Genomic DNA, 16,925 nt, shown 5'->3' on the forward strand with positions numbered 1-16,925 from the left:
TTATCCAAAAAAATCGCGTTTTCGTTGACGTCCATCGCGAGCAAGCTCGCTCCTGCAGGGACCGAATTCAGCGGCGCCTGAACAACGGCCGCGGCTCAATCACCGAACGCCCGTACAACACGCTCATCCCCGCCAATCCCTTCAATGCATCTTCTGCGGATTTGTCTTCACGCACGGCAAAGCTGTCGAAACCGCATTGGCGCATGTGGCTGAGTTGATCGCGCAAGACATCGCCGATGGCGCGCAACTCGCCGGCCCAGCCCAATCGCGTGCGCAGCAGATACGCCTGGCTGTACCCGCGGCCATCGCGAAAGCTCGGAAAATCCAGGGCGATCAAGGGCAGTTGGGCAAACCATGGCTGAAGGCTTTCCACTTCATCGTCCGGCCCCAGCCACACGCCGCTTTGCGACGGGTTTTCCAGCCAACGGCTCAGCGGCAGAATCGCGGCACCCACGGGCAGCGGTGCTTGCGGGTCGCGCACGAGCGTCCACGGATCATCCGCGACAATCCGCGCCATGCCCTCTTCCAGCCGCAACAGATTGTTCATGCCGACACCTCCAGCACTTTCGCATATACCGCCTCCTTGAACGGCTCCAGCCCGATCCGTTGGAAGGCGTCGACGAACAGTTCTTCGCTCTCGCGATAACGCACGAAGGTGTCGATGATGCGCTCGATCACCTCGGGCACTTCGGCGGCGCTGAAGGACGGGCCAATGACCTTGCCCAACGCGCTGTGCTTGCCCTGGGCGCCGCCGAGGGTGATCTGGTACCACTCGGCGCCGTTCTTATCGACCCCCAGAATGCCGATGTTGCCGATGTGATGGTGACCGCAGGCATTCATGCAGCCGGAGATATTGAGGCTGATGTCGCCCAGGTCGTGCAGGTAGTCGAGGTCTTCGAAGCGTGCGGCAATAGCCTTGGCGATGGGGATCGACTTGGCGTTGGCCAGCGCGCAGAAGTCGCCACCGGGGCAGGCGATGATGTCGGTGAGCAATCCGGCGTTGGCACTGCCCAGATTGTGTCCGCAGGCCAGGTGCCACAGGGTGAACAGATCGGCCTTGGACACGTCAGGAAGGACGATATTCTGCTCATGGGCAATGCGGATTTCACCGAAGCCGAAGCGTTCGGACCACTCGGCCACCGCCTCCATCTGTCCGGTAGTGACATCGCCCGGTGGCGCAGCGCTGCCGGGCTTGGTCGACAACACCACGCTGGCATAGCCCGATATTTTGTGCGGCTGCACATTACGCTGCACCCAACGAGCGAACGCCGGGTTTTCGGCCAGGTGCGTGCCGAAATCGAGATGGGTGTCGGACAGATCACGATATGGCGGTGCGACGAACGCACTGGCCACACGCTCGAACTCGTCAAGGGTCAGTTGCGCCGGGCCGTCCTTGAGGTACTGCCACTCTTGCTCCACTTCCCGGGCGAAGGCCTCGATGCCCAAGGCTTTGACCAGAATCTTGATTCGCGCCTTGTACTTGTTGTCCCGCCGGCCATGGCGGTTATACACCCGCAGCACCGCCTCTACGTAAGACAGCAGGTGCTGCCACGGCAAGCCTTCGCGGATCTGCAAGCCGAGGATCGGCGTGCGCCCCAGGCCGCCGCCGACCATGACTCGCAGGAGCATGTGTCCGTCGGAACCTGGGTAAAGATAAAGGCCGATGTCATGCATCATGATCGCCGCGCGGTCCTGCTCGGCCGAACAGATGGCGATCTTGAACTTGCGCGGCAGGAACAGGAATTCCGGGTTGATGGTCGACCACTGCCGCAGAATTTCCGCCAACGGTCGCGGGTCAATCATTTCGTCGGCCGCAACCCCGGCAAAGGCTTCGGTGGTGATGTTGCGCACGCAGTTGCCGGAGGTCTGGATCGCATGCATTTCCACCTCGGCCAGGCGTTCGAGGATGTCCGGCACCTGAGCCAGTTCGATCCAGTTGAACTGCATGTTCTGCCGGGTGGTGAAATGGCCATAGCCGCGATCGTAATCCCGGGCGATGCTCGCCAACGTACGCATCTGCCGGGCACTCAGCGTGCCGTAGGGAATCGCCACCCGCAGCATGTAGGCGTGCTTTTGCATGTACAGGCCGTTCTGCAGGCGCAACGGCAGGAACTCTTCTTCGTTCAGCTCACCGGCCATGAAGCGCTCGACCTGATCGCGAAACTGCGCAACCCGTTCGAGCACCAGTGCCCGATCGTAATCATCGTATTGATACATAGCTACCTCATCAGGATTGCGGGGCATCGGGCTCTGTGGCTCGTTCATAAGAGCGACTATGCGCCAGCGGTGCAGCGTGTTACAGATTCACCTGAATCGTTAAAAACCGTATCAGAGCGCGCAAGATCGCCGCAGCAGTGCAACTTATCTGATCCGCACAAATGAAATATTCCTGAGCCTGTTTTGTTTTCGCCACGGTTTTTACAGTGCACGTCATTGCAACCGTGGAAGCATCGATCATGAGCACAACAACTATCGGACAGGCCTATAACTACAAGGTCGTCCGCCAATTCATCGTGGCGACCGTGATCTGGGGCGTCGTGGGGATGGCGATGGGCGTGTGGATCGCCTCGCAACTGGTGTGGCCGCAGATGAACCTGGACCTGCCGTGGACCACCTTCGGCCGCTTGCGCCCGCTGCACACCAGTCTGGTGATTTTCGGTTTCGCCGGCAGCGCGCAATTCGCCGCCAGCTATTACGCGGTGCAGCGTACCTGCCAGGTGCGGCTGTTCTCGGACACACTCGCCGCCTTCACGTTCTGGGGCTGGCAGTCGGTGATTGTGGTGATGCTGATCACCCTGCCGCTGGGCTACACCACCACCAAGGAATACGCCGAAATCGAGTTCACCGGCGCGGTGTGGATGACCGTGGTCTGGGTTGCATACGCCGTGGTGTTCTTCACTACCGTAGTGCAACGCAAGACCAGACACATCTACGTCGGCAACTGGTTCTTCGGTGCATTCATCGTGGTCATCGCCATGCTGCACGTGGTCAATCACCTGTCGATTCCAGTCGGCTGGTTCAAGTCCTATCCGGTGTATTCCGGGGCCACCGATGCGATGGTGCAATGGTGGTACGGGCACAACGCCGTGGGCTTTTTCCTGACCACCGGTTTCCTCGGGATGATGTATTACTTCGTGCCGAAACAGGTGGGCCGGCCGGTGTATTCCTATCGCCTGTCGATCGTGCACTTCTGGGCGCTGATCACCCTGTACATCTGGGCCGGCCCGCACCACTTGCACTACACCGCGCTGCCGGACTGGGCGCAGTCGCTGGGCATGGCCATGTCGCTGATCCTGCTGGCGCCGAGTTGGGGCGGGATGATCAACGGTATGATGACCCTGTCCGGTGCCTGGCATAAGTTGCGCACCGACCCGATCCTGCGTTTCCTGGTGCTGTCCCTGGCCTTCTACGGCATGTCGACCTTCGAAGGGCCGATGATGGCGATCAAGACCGTCAACGCCCTCTCCCACTACACCGACTGGACCATCGGCCACGTACACGCCGGCGCGCTGGGCTGGGTGGCGATGATTACCTTCGGTGCGACCTATCACATGGTGCCGAAGGTATTCGGTCGCGATCAGATGCACAGCACGCCGCTGATCAACCTGCACTTTTGGCTGGCGACCATCGGCACCGTGCTGTACATCGCCTCGATGTGGGTCAACGGCATCACCCAGGGCCTGATGTGGCGCGCGATCAACGATGACGGCACGCTGACCTACTCCTTCGTCGAAGCCTTGCAGGCCAGCCATCCGGGATTCGTCGTGCGCTTTGCCGGCGGGGTGTTCTTCCTCAGCGGCATGCTGCTGATGGCCTACAACGTGTGGCGCACGGTGCAGGTAACGGACGTGGCGATGGCCGAACGCGAGGCGCGGTTAGCCTGATGATTGAAGTCATATTGAACATTCCGGGTGTGGCATTTTTGTGGTTCGCCATCGAGTATTGTCTGCGCCACCAGACCACCGAGAGCCTGGACGATGCGAGCCTGATCCCGTTTGCGGATGACCCGGAAGTGGCGCGGCGGGTTGAGTTGGCGACGGGCAAGACAGTGAATGCGGTGGCGCCTGAAGTGCCGAAACCGGGGTGGGGCAACCTCGAAATCTGAGGCACCACCGACCACTCCTACAGGGTTATTTGTCTCAGCTGCGCTCCCGGGGAATCAGGCTTTGCAGTTGTTGCGCCAGGAAGTTTGCATCGAACTCAAAAGTGTCCGGGTCTTTCAAGCCATTGGTCTTGCGCCACTGCCAGCCAGTGGATGGCGGCAGGCACACCAGTGACACGCTGCCATAACGTGCTGCTGTAAAGCCCATCACCGCCACGGAAATCTGCCCGCCGACACCCATCACCTCCGGCACGAATTCCACCGGTTTGCCAGCGATCAGGATGCTTAGCTTTTCGGTCTTGAATGGAGAGGTCTCCACTGGAACACTCGGCCCCGACGCGACATACACTTCGCGGTTCACTTCGAGCAGGTTAGGTGCCTTGACCGGTTCCAGCCACTGCTGGATCTGATTGAACAGCGCACCAATGCGCTTCGCCCACTCGGCCGATTGCGACTCGAACACTTGCTTTTTGTGCGCTTCGCTTTCGGCGTAGTGGCGAAGCATTTCGCCCAGTTGCTGTACATCGTCCATAGCGGTGTTCCCTGAATAGACCGGTGTTGCGGACCTGGAGCATGGCAGATGCCCGCACGCTGCGTACGACTAAAACCTGACGACAGTTTGCACCGTCGCGTAATCGCGGGCACTGTAGGTGCGCACTTCACCTGACAAACGGAGCACGATATGCGCACCATCGGCCTGATCGGCGGCATGAGCTGGGAGTCCAGCGCCGAGTATTACCGCCTGATCAACCAGCAGGTACGCGAGCGCCTCGGGCCGTTGCGTTCGGCAAAACTGTTGATGTACAGCGTCGACTTCGGCCCTGTCGAACAGGCCCAGCACGCCGGGCGCTGGGACGATGCGGCGCTGATCCTGGTGGATGCCGCGCAGCGCTTGCAGGCGGGCGGCGCCGATTGCGTGGTGTTGTGCACCAACACCATGCACAAGGTCGCCGGGCAGATTCAGGCGGCCATCGACATTCCCTTCCTGCACATCGCCGATCCGGCCGCTCAGGCCGCGGTCGAGGCCGATGCATTGATAGTGGGCTTGCTGGGCACCGCGTTCACCATGGAACAGGACTTCCTCAAGGAACGCCTCGCCGCCCGGGGCTTGACCGTGCTGGTACCGGAGACCGAGGAGCGCCAGGCCGTGCACCGGATCATCTACGACGAGTTGTGCGTCGGTGTCATCAGCGAAGCCTCGCGCCGGGTGTATCAGCAGGTCATCGCTTCGCTGGAGCAGCGCGGCGCCCAGGCGATCATCCTTGGCTGCACAGAGATTGGTTTGCTGATCAAACCCGAACACAGCGCCCTGCCCTTGCTCGACACCACCGAGCTGCATGCGCAAGCTGCGGTGGCGTTCGCCCTGGGCGAGTGACTCAACCGGCCTTGGGCGTGCGGCGCAGGCGCGCCATGCTCAAGGTGTCCACCAGCACGCCGTCGCGTACGGCGTAGTCGCGGAACAGGCCCTCGGTTTCGAAGCCGAACTTGCGGTACAGGGCAATGGCCGCTTCGTTGTCGGCATACACCGAAAGCTCGATGCGCTGCAGATTCATCCAGTTGTCGGCGATATCCAGCGCCGTCGCAAGCAACTTCGAGCCCACGCCCTTGCCCTGCCACGCCACCGCAACGCCCATGCCGAAACTGCCGGCATGGCTGCGACGAATGCGTGAGAACTGCTCCAGGCCAATGTTGCCGACGACCGTCCCTTGATGCAGGGCCACCACTTTCACCAGGCGTTCGTTATCCAGCGCCAGGCGACTGCGCCAGAGCTCGGTGGACTGAAACGGCATTTGCAGGGTTTGACGGGCGATTGCCGGATCGTTGTACAGCGCCGTGATGCCTTCGATATGGGATTCGTTGAAGCGTTCGAGGGTGATAACGGGTTCGGTGGCTGGCATGGGTGAATCATCCTTGAAGCAGACATGGCCGTTCACTCTATCCCGAACGAAACCTTTGTGGCGAGGGGGCTTGTCGGAACATCTTCACTCGAACCACTCACGGCGCTCGTTAAAGGTGTTTTCGATCAATTCGACGATCATCCGCACCTGCGCGTCGTCCCCGGAATGGGCGTTGACCGCCATCCACACCTGACGCCGCATCGGCTGGTCAAACAAGCCCGGCAAGGCAATCAGCCCGCGGTCGAAGTGGCTCATGTAGTGCGGCAGCAGGCCGATGCAGGCGCTGCATCGGATCATCTCCAGCATCAGCCCGTAGGATTGCAGTTGCACCGCCCCGGCCAGGCGTTGATCCACGAGTGCATTCCAAGGCCGGAAGCTTTCAACCTGACAGTCCTGTCGCCATTGCACCAATAGAAAATCGGCCAGTTCATCCAGGCATTCCGGCCTGGAAGCGACCCGCGAGTAGCGCTTGGCAATGTGCGGCAGGTATTCCAGTTGCACCAGACGCCGGGCTTCGGTGGTGGCAAAGCTTGGTCCCGGTAAAGGGGACTCGGTTTCACCCAGCCACACCACCACGTCGGCGCTGACTGCCTGCAATGCCAATTCGCTGTCGAGCGTAATGATGTCCAGGCGCACGCTGGCGTTGCGCCGCAGCAGTGCAACCAGGTCACGCCCAAGAATGTCATGCAGGATCGAATCGGCCACGGCCAGGCGAATCAACGGCTGCTCGATCACCGGCAAATCGCGCTCATGGGCCAGGGCGATCAATTGTGCGTGCAAACGCAAGCCATCGCGGCTGAGGCTGAAACCATTGTCGGAAAGGTTGAACAGCGAACACCGGAGCTGCGTTTCCAGCAGCACCAGTTGCCTGCGCAGGCGGGTGGCCTTGACGTTGAGACTGCGGGCGGCCTGCATGAAACAACCGCAACGGGCGCTGACGGTGAAACACAGCGCCAGTTCGGGGTCGATTGCCGCCGCCAACTGGCGCCAGGACGCGTTTTTATCGATGGCTACACGATACTCGGCAGCACCCTGTTGGGCGCAGATTTCCATGAATGACATCGAGGACTCCCTGTCGATCTGACACTGACAGATGCATCCTGCGGATCGTTCATGAACCTGCTGTGACAAAGACTCAGGCGCTGGGTGTTTGCCGAAAGCTCACGGCCAGGCGATTCCAGCTGTTGATGGTGGTGACGGCGATGGTCAAGTCGACTATTTCGCTTTCACTGAACTGCTCCCGGGTTTGGGCGTAGACATCGTCCGGCACATGGCTTTCGGAGAGCAAGGTGACCGCCTCGGTCCAGGCCAGCGCGGCTCTTTCCCGAGGATTGAAAAAGTTGCTGTCACGCCAGACCACAATGGAATACAGACGCCGATCGCTTTCGCCCAGGCGCCTTGCATCCACCGAGTGCATGTCGGTGCAAAAGGCACAGCCATTGAGCTGCGATGCACGAATCTTGATCAGGTGCAGCAGGCCCTGCTCGATGCTCAGGCTGCTGGTCAGGGCCTCCATGGCGATCATGGCTTTCATCGCTTTGGGGGACGCGCTGTAGTAATCCAGGCGGGGGGTCATGGAGAGATCTCGTGCAGCTGTGAAGTGATTTTCACGGTAATCGCTCGCGCGAAGGCAAGACAGATCCAATTGCGCGATTTCCCCGTGGACCGCCGCCGCCAGACCAATGGACGGTTTTTCCACTGCGCAACTTCTGTACCACAAGCGGATAGGGGTAATCTTGCGCGACACACACGCGCCCAACAGCCCCGGAGCCTCGCCGGTATGGAACTACATGTTGTCATCAACGGCCGCAAGGACCTGGCCGGCCAGCTGTACAACCAACTGCGCAGCGCCATCGAGTCCGGTCGCCTGACTGCCGGCACGCAACTGCCGCCCAGCCGCTTGCTGGCCGAACAACTGGGTATTTCGCGCAAGACCATTTCCGACACCTACGCCCAACTGACCTACGAAAACTTCCTCACCGGGGTGGTCGGCAAAGGCACTTACGTCAACGCGCGCTCGTCGAAGGTGCAGCGTAAACAGAACCACACCGAGCTTGGCGGCTTCGAGGTGATTGAGTCCTGGCGCAACCTGCCGGTGTTTCTGCGTCACCCGACCCTGGAAGGTTCGCTGCGCTACGACTTCATTGGTGGCGCCACCAGCAAGGGCCAGTTTCCCCAGGATGACTGGCGGCGCTGCACCTCCCATGCGCTGCGCCAGATTGCCGGTTCCAAGGGCCTCTACAGCCTGCCCGAGGGCTTGCCCGCCTTGCGCAACGCCATTGCGCAGCACATCGCATTCTCTCGCGGAGTCAATTGTCAGGATGAGGATGTGGTGGTGTGCAACGGTGCGCAGCAGGCGCTGGACCTGATTGCCCGAGTGCTGATCAGTCCGGGCAGCCTGGTCGCCATGGAGGATCCCGGCTATCCGCCGGCGCGGCTGCTGTTCGGCACCCATGGCGCCACGGTGATTGGCGTGCCGGTGGACGCCGAAGGCATTGTGGTGGACAAGATTCCTCGCGGCACTCGTCTGATCTATGTCACCCCTTCGCACCAGTTCCCGCTGGGCATGCCGATGAGTCAGGCGCGCCGGTCAGCACTGCTGGCCAAGGCCCATGAGCTGGGCGCGATCATCATCGAGGACGACTACGACAGCGAATTCCGCTACGAGGGCCGTCCTGCCGATTCCCTGCAAAGCATGGATGAGCGGGGGATCGTCGCTTACGTCGGAACGTTCTCCAAAACCCTGTTGCCGGAACTGCGGCTCGGCTATGCGATCCTGCCGCCGGCGATCCTCGAGGCCGTGGTGCGCGCCAAACAGCTCACCGACCTGCACACCTCGACCCTGCCGCAATGGGCGCTGGCCAAGTTCATCGCCGAAGGCTGTCTGCTCAAGCACATCCGACGCTGCCATACGATCTATGCCGGCCGTCGCGAACGGATCCTGACGCGCATGGCTGGCGACCTCTCGCCCTGGCTGGAGGCGGTACCGTCCACTGCCGGATTCCACATGGTGGTGATGTGCAAAGTGCCGCTGGATATTCCATTAGTGATCGAATTGGCGAAAAAAGTCGAAGTCGGGCTCTATGCCATCGACAGCTTTTTCTATCAGCAAGCGCCCAAGGCCGGGCTTTTTTTCGGTTTTGGCGCCATCGAAACCCTCGACATCGACATCGCCCTGGACCGTTTGCGCGACATCCTGCAGCAGGTAGCCTGACGAATTGGCCTGCGGCTTTATCCGGCGATTGGCTATTGGCGGTCCGGAGGGTCAGGCCTATCCTGCATAGGCGTTATCCCTCAATGAGCAGGATTCGTCCGGCTTGATTCAGGAGTGTGAGCAATGTCCCATGAAGTGATCAATACCGTACAGGTACAGGCCGCCGCCGGCCGCTCGGATGAACTGGGTAAGCAACTGCAAAAGATTGTCGAAACCCTGCGTGAACTACCGGGCTGCGAATCCTATATGGTCGACCGCTGCCCCGAGGACACCAATCGCTGGACCGTCAGCGCCCACTGGCAATCGGAAGCGGCCATGCGATCGCATTTCAACTGCCCCGAAGTCCAGGGTTTTATCAGCCTGATCGATAGCCAATTGGCCAATGCCGTGGACTTCAACAGCTTTCCGATCGTTTAAGCGATACCTGTGGCCAGGGGTCTTGCTCCCTCGCCACAGGCTCCTTCCCTGTTAGCCCTGCAGACCTTGCAACTGGTCCCCTTGCCTTCCCGAATATTGGCTGTTTAACCTCTACTGCTTGCGGACTACTGTTGTTTTCGACAACTAACCCACCGCAGGTAAAGAACCATGAACGTGTTGCGCTTCTGTGCTGCCCCCCTTGCCGCCCTGGCCCTGATGTTTTGCGCATCGGCTTTTGCCCATGATCCTTCGGAAAAGGTCACTGTCCTGCAGGACGAAATGCTGAAGAACGTCCCCGGTAAAAAAGCGCTGATGATCGAAGTCGATTACCAACCCGGTCAGTCGTCCATCGCCCACAAACACGATGGCACCACCATGGCCTATGTGATTTCGGGAGAAATCGTTTCTCAAGTCAAAGGCGAGCCAGCGAAAACCTACAAGGCCGGTGAGTTCTGGTATGAGCCGGCGGGGTCGGAACACCTGGTGTCGAAAAACGCCAGTGCAACCCAGCCTGCCAAGTTGCTGGTATTCATGGTGTTGGCCCCGGACGAGAAAGTGTTGATCCCATTGGAACACTGATGGCTGAACGTACAGCTATAAATAAAAAGGCTCGAATCGCGGATTCGGGCCTTTTTATTTCCTCACGCAATTAACCGAAAACCTTTAAACCAAACAAAACTATTGGCCACCGGACAAGTGCGGGTATTGGCTATTTAAATAAATCATTCAGGGTTTAGTCTTGAGTCACCGTCGGCACAACGCCGGCAACTTTAACTTTCGACTGAAGTTGTCTCACTGGAGAAACACCATGAAACTTGCGCTCGCCAGTACGTTGACCATGGCTGTTGTTTTAACCGGCTGCTCGATCCCCACCGCACCGACGGCGGTCTCTTCGCTGAACGGCATCTTCACCGAACCGGTGGGCCGCAGCGCTGCCACCCGTATTACCAACGGCAGTCATGTCTCGCTGGGTATTGTCTACAGCCAGAATACTCAGACCAACCGCGCCTATCTTCAGGATTACCAGGCCAATGCCGGCACCGGTTTCGGCCAGAGCCTGCTGGTGCAGCCGATTCATGACGCCTACGTAGCCACCTCCAGGCCAGACCTGGCGGTGGATTGGGTCAAGGCCTCCCTGCAGCGCCAATTCGGCTCGGTTATCGTTTACCCGGACATGCAGAGTCTCAGGGCAGCGAAACCGGATGTGATGGCTGTGGTCGACACCCGCAGTCAACTGATGACGTCGCGCAGTTCGGACATCCAGGTGGATGTCAGCGCGGTTTTTTACGATAAGGACTTTAACTACATCGGTACTGCACAAGGCCATGACGCCAAGGCACTTAGTCCGGTATGGGCCGACTACAAGCGCAGTGAAGAGATAGTTGCCGATATAAATGAACAACAGGATGTGCAAGTCAGGGCGCTACAGAAATTTGACCAGTCGCTCAATAATTTGCTGACCACGCCGACAAGTAACGTCTCGATGAACGACAAAACGACAGAGCAAAAACTGTATTGAGACTGCGGTAATCAATGCGGGCAAACCCTGACTGGGAGGAGGAAGGGTTTGCTCACAATTAATCAAAGTCATATTTTTTGAATAGCGATATCTTCCGTTTGGCGCAAGAGCGCCAACATTAACCATCTGTAGACAAAGGACGTCTTCATGACTAAAGACCAGGAAAGATCCTTCATCGCCCGCATAACATGCGATGGAATCGACATGACATTTTTTGACAAGCGATTAAATCCCAACCTGTTTGTAGCTAGCAGAATGAGATCTCGAATACCAGGAAACATAGTTACAACATATGAGCGCTATTTACCTGAATCCAGAAAAATGTACCGTGTAGAGAGCAAGAAAAAACTGTCAACAACCATAGTCGTGCACTTCCAGTGCTATGACGATTACTACAACATGCAGATCCTCAGCGAAGCCTACTTCCAGAAATACTTCAGCAAGGACGAACAACGCGTGCTAGGCGCCTTCCCCGCCGCTGGTGGCAATACAACGTCCTTCAATTTGCTGGACAGCAATCAGCAGATCATCACATTGGATGACTTGAGCGCCGATCAAGCGACCATCCACTTGAAAGCACGTAACGCCGGAATCATCAGAAAAGAAATCTGGCGCGATCCGGCCTACAGCACTTGCTTTACCGACAATACTGGAGACATCGCCACCTTCAAGCTGGAAATTCTCGAAAGGCATGCCGTGTCTCCACAAAGTTCATCGCCTTACACTTGATTTGGTCAGCCTTGGGTCAACTTATCGTCCGCCCTTAAATAAAAAAGCCCCGCATCTTTCAATGCGGGGCTTTTTCATTCAACGCCTGATCAGGCAGCCGGTTCCAGCTCGACGGCCGCAGCGGCAGGCACTACCGCTTGACCGCTCAATGCCAGGTCCAGCAGTTCGCGGTTGGCCACCGCGTACATGGCGTAGTCAGTGCCACTGGCGGCACGGATTTCCACCAGCATGATGCGCCAGCGTTCGATCATGCTCTCGTGCTGCGCCATCCACAGCGCCAGGCGTGTTTCCACATCCTGGGTGCCATCGCCCTGTTGCAGGACCGAGATGGTGATCGCGCGTTGCTGCCAGTCGACGTCATCACGGAACGCTTCACGGGCCAGGGCCTGCCAGTTGTTTTCAACCGGCAGAGCGCTGATCTGTTGGATGTACCAGGTGATGTCCAGCGCGCTGCCCACGGCGAAGTAGGCCTTGGCCACCTCTGCCGGGTCCTGGCCAGTCACGTCGGAAGCCTCGATGATCGGCAGCAGGGTATACAGGTGCGAGGTGCCAGCCACCATACGCGCCAGAAGCTCCGGAACACCGGCTTCGACGTAAGCCTGATAACGGCTCTGCCAGGTTTCACGGATCTCGCCACTGAGCAGCTCGTCGAGCTTCAGACCCAACTCCTTCAGGTGCGGACCGAAGTGCGCGACGTCACGTGCAGCGTTCTGCTCGTTGCGACGGGCACGCAGGAACCAGCGCGTGGCGCGACGCCCCAGACGCATCAGCTCATCCATCAGCTCCAATTGCACGTCGGCGGAGACCTGGTAGTCCAGGTTCTCGATCTGACGGAACCAGTGCGGGAGGTGGAAAATATCGCGCACGATCACGTAGGCGCCGGCCACGTTCGCCGGGCTCATGCCGGTCGACTCTTTGAGTCGCTGAACGAAGGTGATGCCCATGTGGTTGACCAGGTCGTTGGCGATCTGGGTGCTGACGATTTCGCGCTTCAGACGGTGACGACGCATCGCCGCGGAGAACTTGCTCACCAGGGTTGGCGGGAAAGCGGTTTCCATGTCGCGGGTCAGGTAGTCGTCGTCCGGCACCAGGGAGCCCAGCAACTGCTCCTTGAGGTCGATCTTGCTGTACGAGATCAGCACCGACAGCTCGGCACGGGTCAGGCCATGGCCTGCCGCGATACGCTCGTTGATCGCGTCTTCGGCCGGCAGGAACTCGATGGCGCGATCCAGCTTGCCACGGCCTTCCAGGTCGTTCATCAGGCGCTTGTATTCGGCAATCCGCGGCAAGGCGCGACGGGCCGCCAGGGACAGGGCCTGGGTCTGCTTGTAGTTGTTGCCCAGCACCAGACCACCGACTTCGTCGGTCATGCTCGCCAGCAACTGGTTACGTTGCTTGTCGGTCATGTCGCCGGCCTGAACCACTTCGTTCAGCAGGATCTTGATGTTCACTTCGTGGTCGGAGCAGTCCACGCCACCGGCGTTGTCGATGAAGTCGGTGTTGGAACCGCCGCCATTGAGGCCGAACTCGACGCGACCCAGTTGGGTCATGCCGAGGTTACCGCCCTCGCCCACGACTTTGCAGCGCAGTTCGTTGCCGTTCACGCGCAGTGCATCGTTGGCCTTGTCGCCGACATCGGCGTGGCTTTCGCTGCTGGCTTTGACGTAAGTACCGATACCGCCGTTCCACAGCAGATCCACCGGTGCCTTGAGCAAGGCGTTCAGCAGTTCGGTCGGGGTCAGCTTGTCGGCCTGGATGTCGAAGCGCTCTTGCATCTGCGGGGAAATCGCGATGCTCTTGGCGCTACGCGAGAAGATGCCGCCGCCTTCGGACATGATGCTGGTGTCGTAGTCCGACCAGGCCGAACGCGGCAGGTCGAACAGGCGCTGACGCTCGGCGAAGCTCGACGCCGGCTCAGGGTTCGGATCGATGAAGATGTGCAGGTGGTTGAAGGCCGCGACCAGCTGCAGCTTGTCGGACATCAGCAAGCCGTTGCCGAACACGTCACCGGCCATATCGCCGACGCCCACAACAGTGATGTTGTCTTCCTGGACATTGATGCCGCGCTCGCGGAAGTGACGCTGTACGCCGACCCACGCGCCCTTGGCGGTGATGCCCATCTTCTTGTGGTCGTAACCGGCCGAACCACCGGACGCAAACGCGTCACCGAGCCAGAAGCCGTAGTCGATGGCGATGCCGTTGGCGATGTCGGAGAAGGTCGCAGTACCTTTGTCCGCGGCCACTACCAGGTACGGGTCATCGTCGTCATGACGCACGACGTTGGCCGGTGGCACCAGGGCGCCGTCCTTCAGGTTGTCGGTGATGTCCAGCAGGCCCGAAATGAAGATGCGGTAGCAGGCGATGCCCTCGGCCGCGATCTCGTCACGGCTGCCGCCCAGTGGCAGGCGACGCGGCAGGAAGCCGCCCTTCGCACCCACCGGCACGATCACCGAGTTCTTCACTTGCTGGGCTTTTACCAGGCCCAGGACTTCGGTACGGAAGTCTTCTTCACGGTCAGACCAGCGCAGGCCGCCACGAGCCACGTTGCCGAAGCGCAGGTGCACGCCTTCGACGCGCGGCGAGTAAACGAAGATTTCGAACTTCGGTACTGGCTTCGGCAGTTCAGGAATCAAGTGCGGGTTGAACTTGAAGCTGAAGTACGACTTGTTATTGCCGTTGGCATCGGTCTGGTAGAAGTTGGTGCGCAGGGTGGCCTTGATCAGGTCCAGGTAGCGACGCAGGATGCGGTCTTCGTTCAGTACCTGGACGTCGTCCAGGGCGCTGTGAATCGCGTGATCCAGGCGTTGCTGCTTGTCTTCCAGATCGTCGCCGGTCAGCTTGCGGGCCAGGTAGAAACGGGTCTTGAACAACCGGGTCAACTCGCGAGCGATGTCGGTGTGGTTGTTCAGGGTGCTGGCGATGTAGCCCAGGTCGAAGCCCAGACGAATCTGCTTCATGTAGCGGGCGTAGGCACGCAGCAGCGCCACGTCGCGCCATGGCAGGCCGGCGGTCAGTACCAGACGGTTGAACGCATCGTTCTCGGCATCGCCACGCACGATGTGGACAAACGCGTCCTGCAGCGTGTCGTTGAGCTGCTGGATGTCGAGTTCCAGGCCTTCGGCGGCAGTGAAGGCGAAATCGTGAATCCAGAACTCGCGGCCACTGTTGTGACGCAGACGATACGGGAACTCACCCAGCACACGCAGGCCGAGGTTCTCCAGGATCGGCAGCACGTCGGACAGTGCCAGCGGGGTATCGGCGTGGTACAGCTTGCAATGCAGCATGCGCTGGCCGGACACCTGGCCCAGCGGCTGATAGAAGCTCATCACCAGCGGATTTTTTTCGTTGAGGCTCAGCAGGTGCTGCATGTCGACCACAGCCGAATGCGCTGCGAAGCGCTCGCGGTAACCGGCCGGGAAGCCTTTCGGGAAGTCGGCCAGCACGTTGGTGCCGTGGGCTTCACCGAAGCTTTCAATGGTCAGGGCGGCGTAGTCGTCCTGCCAGCTGCGGCAGGCCTGCACCACTTCTTTTTCCAGCAGCAGCGGGTCGATGTCGAGGCGGTTTTTCGGATCGACGCGCAGGATCAGCTGCACGCGGGCCAGCACGGACTCGGAGAAGAAGGTCCAGAACTCGCAGTCCGAGGCTTTCAGGCGATCCATCAGCACTTGCTGGATCTTCTGGCGCACTTCGGTGGAGTAGATATCACGCGGCACGTAGGCCAGGCAGTAGCAGAAACGGCCGTACGGGTCTTTGCGCAGGAACACGCGAATCTTGTTGCGTTCCTGGATCTGCACGATCGACATCACGGTGCTGAACAACTCGTCCACCGGGGTCTGGAACAGATCGTCGCGCGGCAGCACTTCGAGCACCTGTGCCAGTTCCTTGCCCAGGTGAGCCTTGGCCTGGAAGCCGGAACGGTGTTCGATTTCCTCGACCTTGCGGCGGATGTACGGGATCACCCGCACGCTCTCGCCATACACCGACGAGGTGTACAGGCCCATGAAACGGCATTCCTTGATGACCTTGCCGTTGGCGTCGATTTCGCGGATCGACACGTAGTCCGGGTAAGCCGGACGGTGTACACGGCTTGGGTGCGCGGCCTTGGCGAACGACAGCAGGGTCGGTTCGCGCAGGTAGTTCACGGCGTAGTCTTCGATGCGCAGGTCATCGTGGGTCAGGCCGGCACGCAGCAGCTTGGTCAGGCCAAGGAAAGAGTCCTTGTCGTAGACGATGTGGCCGCCATCGGCTTCATCGCTGACCACGAACTCTTCGTAGCCGAGGAAGGTGAAGTGGTTGCCCACCAGCCATTCCAGGAAGCTCTTGATTTCGTTCTTCTCGTCGCCATCGACGGCGAACTGGCTGTTGTCCAGCTTGGTCAGGATGTCCTGGACCTTGGCCTTCATCGGCTCGAAATCGCCGACGGCCACGCGGACTTCACCGAGCACCTGCTCCAGCTCTTTGCTCAGCACATTGAGCTCGGCGGTGTTGGCGCAGCGGTCGATTTCCAGGTACATCAGCGATTCTTGCTGAATGTCGTCGCCCTGGGTGCCTTTTGGCAGAATTTCCAGCAACTCGCCCTTGCTGCCACGACGCACGCTCAGCACGGTGGTTTGCAGGGTATGGATGCTGTAGCCGCGGCGGTTCAGCTCGGTACGCACCGAGTCCACCAGGAATGGCAGGTCGTGGTGCAGCACTTCGACCGCGGTGTGGGTCGACTGCCAGCCATGGCGTTCGTAATCGGGGTTGTAGACGCGCACTTGCGGCTGCGCGTGATCGAAGCGCTCAAGCATGCGCCACGCAGAAAGGGTGCAGCCAGCAAGGTCGGACAACCGACGCTGGGTCAGCTCGTCAAGGGAAATGATGCCGAAGAATTGTTCAGCGAACAGCGCCACTTGTGGCAGTGCCTGTTCACTGATGTGCTGCGCCAGTGCCGCTTGCAGTTGGTGCTGGAAGTCGGCTTTGCTGGCTGCGGTGAAGAACGCCATCTGTGGTACTCCGCTTGGGCTTGTTATTGATGGAAGCGTCGCGTGCAAAACCCCTGTTCGG

At 59.6% G+C, this 16,925-nt stretch carries 15 protein-coding genes; 8 read left to right on the top strand and 7 right to left on the bottom strand.

Going from position 1 to position 16,925, the window contains the following annotated elements; translation table 11 throughout:
* Positions 1–67: 67 nt before the first annotated feature.
* Entirely contained in the window at positions 68–547 is a 480-nt protein-coding gene (locus AC1D1M_RS03030; protein WP_477774466.1) for a DUF934 domain-containing protein, read from the bottom strand.
* Positions 544–2,217: a nitrite/sulfite reductase gene (locus AC1D1M_RS03035; RefSeq protein ID WP_477774467.1), complete on the bottom strand. Its 1,674-nt coding sequence runs from the start codon at positions 2,215–2,217 to the stop codon at positions 544–546. Before AC1D1M_RS03035 ends, AC1D1M_RS03030 begins: the two co-directional genes overlap by 4 nt.
* 239 nt (positions 2,218–2,456) lie before the next feature.
* On the opposite strand from AC1D1M_RS03035, the gene ccoN reads away from it, so the two are divergent.
* Together ccoN and AC1D1M_RS03045 are read left to right on the top strand one after the other, a co-directional pair.
* Positions 2,457–3,884 carry a cytochrome-c oxidase, cbb3-type subunit I gene (gene ccoN / locus AC1D1M_RS03040; RefSeq protein WP_223512659.1) on the top strand — a complete coding sequence of 476 codons (1,428 nt, stop codon included), beginning with the start codon at positions 2,457–2,459 and terminating at the stop codon, positions 3,882–3,884.
* Entirely contained in the window at positions 3,884–4,105 is a 222-nt protein-coding gene (locus AC1D1M_RS03045; RefSeq protein ID WP_477774468.1) for a cbb3-type cytochrome c oxidase subunit 3, read from the top strand. Before ccoN ends, AC1D1M_RS03045 begins: the two co-directional genes overlap by 1 nt.
* A gap of 34 nt (positions 4,106–4,139) precedes the next feature.
* Here the strand turns inward: AC1D1M_RS03045 and AC1D1M_RS03050 are convergent, their stop codons facing one another.
* On the bottom strand, positions 4,140–4,634 hold the full coding sequence (locus AC1D1M_RS03050; RefSeq protein WP_477774469.1) for a hypothetical protein: 495 nt from the start codon (positions 4,632–4,634) through the stop codon (positions 4,140–4,142).
* 150 nt (positions 4,635–4,784) lie between these two features.
* Here AC1D1M_RS03050 and AC1D1M_RS03055 point away from each other — a divergent pair, with 150 nt between their 5' ends.
* Positions 4,785–5,477, top strand: coding sequence for an aspartate/glutamate racemase family protein (locus tag AC1D1M_RS03055; protein WP_477774470.1), 693 nt, complete (start codon positions 4,785–4,787; stop codon positions 5,475–5,477).
* A 1-nt stretch (position 5,478) separates the two neighbouring features.
* Here AC1D1M_RS03055 and AC1D1M_RS03060 read toward each other — a convergent pair whose 3' ends face one another.
* The 3 genes from AC1D1M_RS03060 to AC1D1M_RS03070 form a co-directional block, all read right to left on the bottom strand.
* On the bottom strand, positions 5,479–6,000 hold the full coding sequence (locus tag AC1D1M_RS03060) for a GNAT family N-acetyltransferase (RefSeq protein WP_477774471.1): 522 nt from the start codon (positions 5,998–6,000) through the stop codon (positions 5,479–5,481).
* Between the two features lie 84 nt (positions 6,001–6,084).
* Positions 6,085–7,062 carry a LysR substrate-binding domain-containing protein gene (locus AC1D1M_RS03065; protein ID WP_477774472.1) on the bottom strand — a complete coding sequence of 326 codons (978 nt, stop codon included), beginning with the start codon at positions 7,060–7,062 and terminating at the stop codon, positions 6,085–6,087.
* Positions 7,063–7,135: 73 nt separating this feature from the next.
* Entirely contained in the window at positions 7,136–7,576 is a 441-nt protein-coding gene (locus tag AC1D1M_RS03070; RefSeq protein ID WP_477774473.1) for a carboxymuconolactone decarboxylase family protein, read from the bottom strand.
* 204 nt (positions 7,577–7,780) lie between these two features.
* Between AC1D1M_RS03070 and pdxR the strand changes: the two genes are divergently transcribed.
* The 5 genes from pdxR to AC1D1M_RS03095 all read left to right on the top strand — a co-directional run bounded on the left by pdxR (position 7,781) and on the right by AC1D1M_RS03095 (position 11,879).
* Positions 7,781–9,214, top strand: a complete 1,434-nt coding sequence (gene pdxR, locus AC1D1M_RS03075) for a MocR-like pyridoxine biosynthesis transcription factor PdxR (protein ID WP_477774474.1) — start codon at positions 7,781–7,783, stop codon at positions 9,212–9,214.
* Positions 9,215–9,337: 123 nt separating this feature from the next.
* Complete coding sequence (locus tag AC1D1M_RS03080; protein WP_046037161.1) at positions 9,338–9,631, top strand: putative quinol monooxygenase; 294 nt, start codon at positions 9,338–9,340, stop codon at positions 9,629–9,631.
* A 168-nt stretch (positions 9,632–9,799) separates the two neighbouring features.
* Positions 9,800–10,210: a cupin domain-containing protein gene (locus AC1D1M_RS03085; protein ID WP_477774475.1), complete on the top strand. Its 411-nt coding sequence runs from the start codon at positions 9,800–9,802 to the stop codon at positions 10,208–10,210.
* Positions 10,211–10,439: 229 nt separating this feature from the next.
* A complete protein-coding gene (locus AC1D1M_RS03090; RefSeq protein WP_477774476.1) occupies positions 10,440–11,150 on the top strand; it encodes an ATPase in 711 nt (236 codons plus the stop codon).
* Between the two features lie 147 nt (positions 11,151–11,297).
* Positions 11,298–11,879, top strand: a complete 582-nt coding sequence (locus AC1D1M_RS03095; RefSeq protein WP_477774477.1) for a hypothetical protein — start codon at positions 11,298–11,300, stop codon at positions 11,877–11,879.
* 89 nt (positions 11,880–11,968) lie between these two features.
* Here AC1D1M_RS03095 and AC1D1M_RS03100 read toward each other — a convergent pair whose 3' ends face one another.
* Positions 11,969–16,864, bottom strand: a complete 4,896-nt coding sequence (locus AC1D1M_RS03100) for an NAD-glutamate dehydrogenase (RefSeq protein WP_477774478.1) — start codon at positions 16,862–16,864, stop codon at positions 11,969–11,971.
* Between the last annotated feature and the right edge of the window lie 61 nt (positions 16,865–16,925).

The sequence above is a fragment of the Pseudomonas sp. P1_F7 genome (assembly GCF_056405655.1).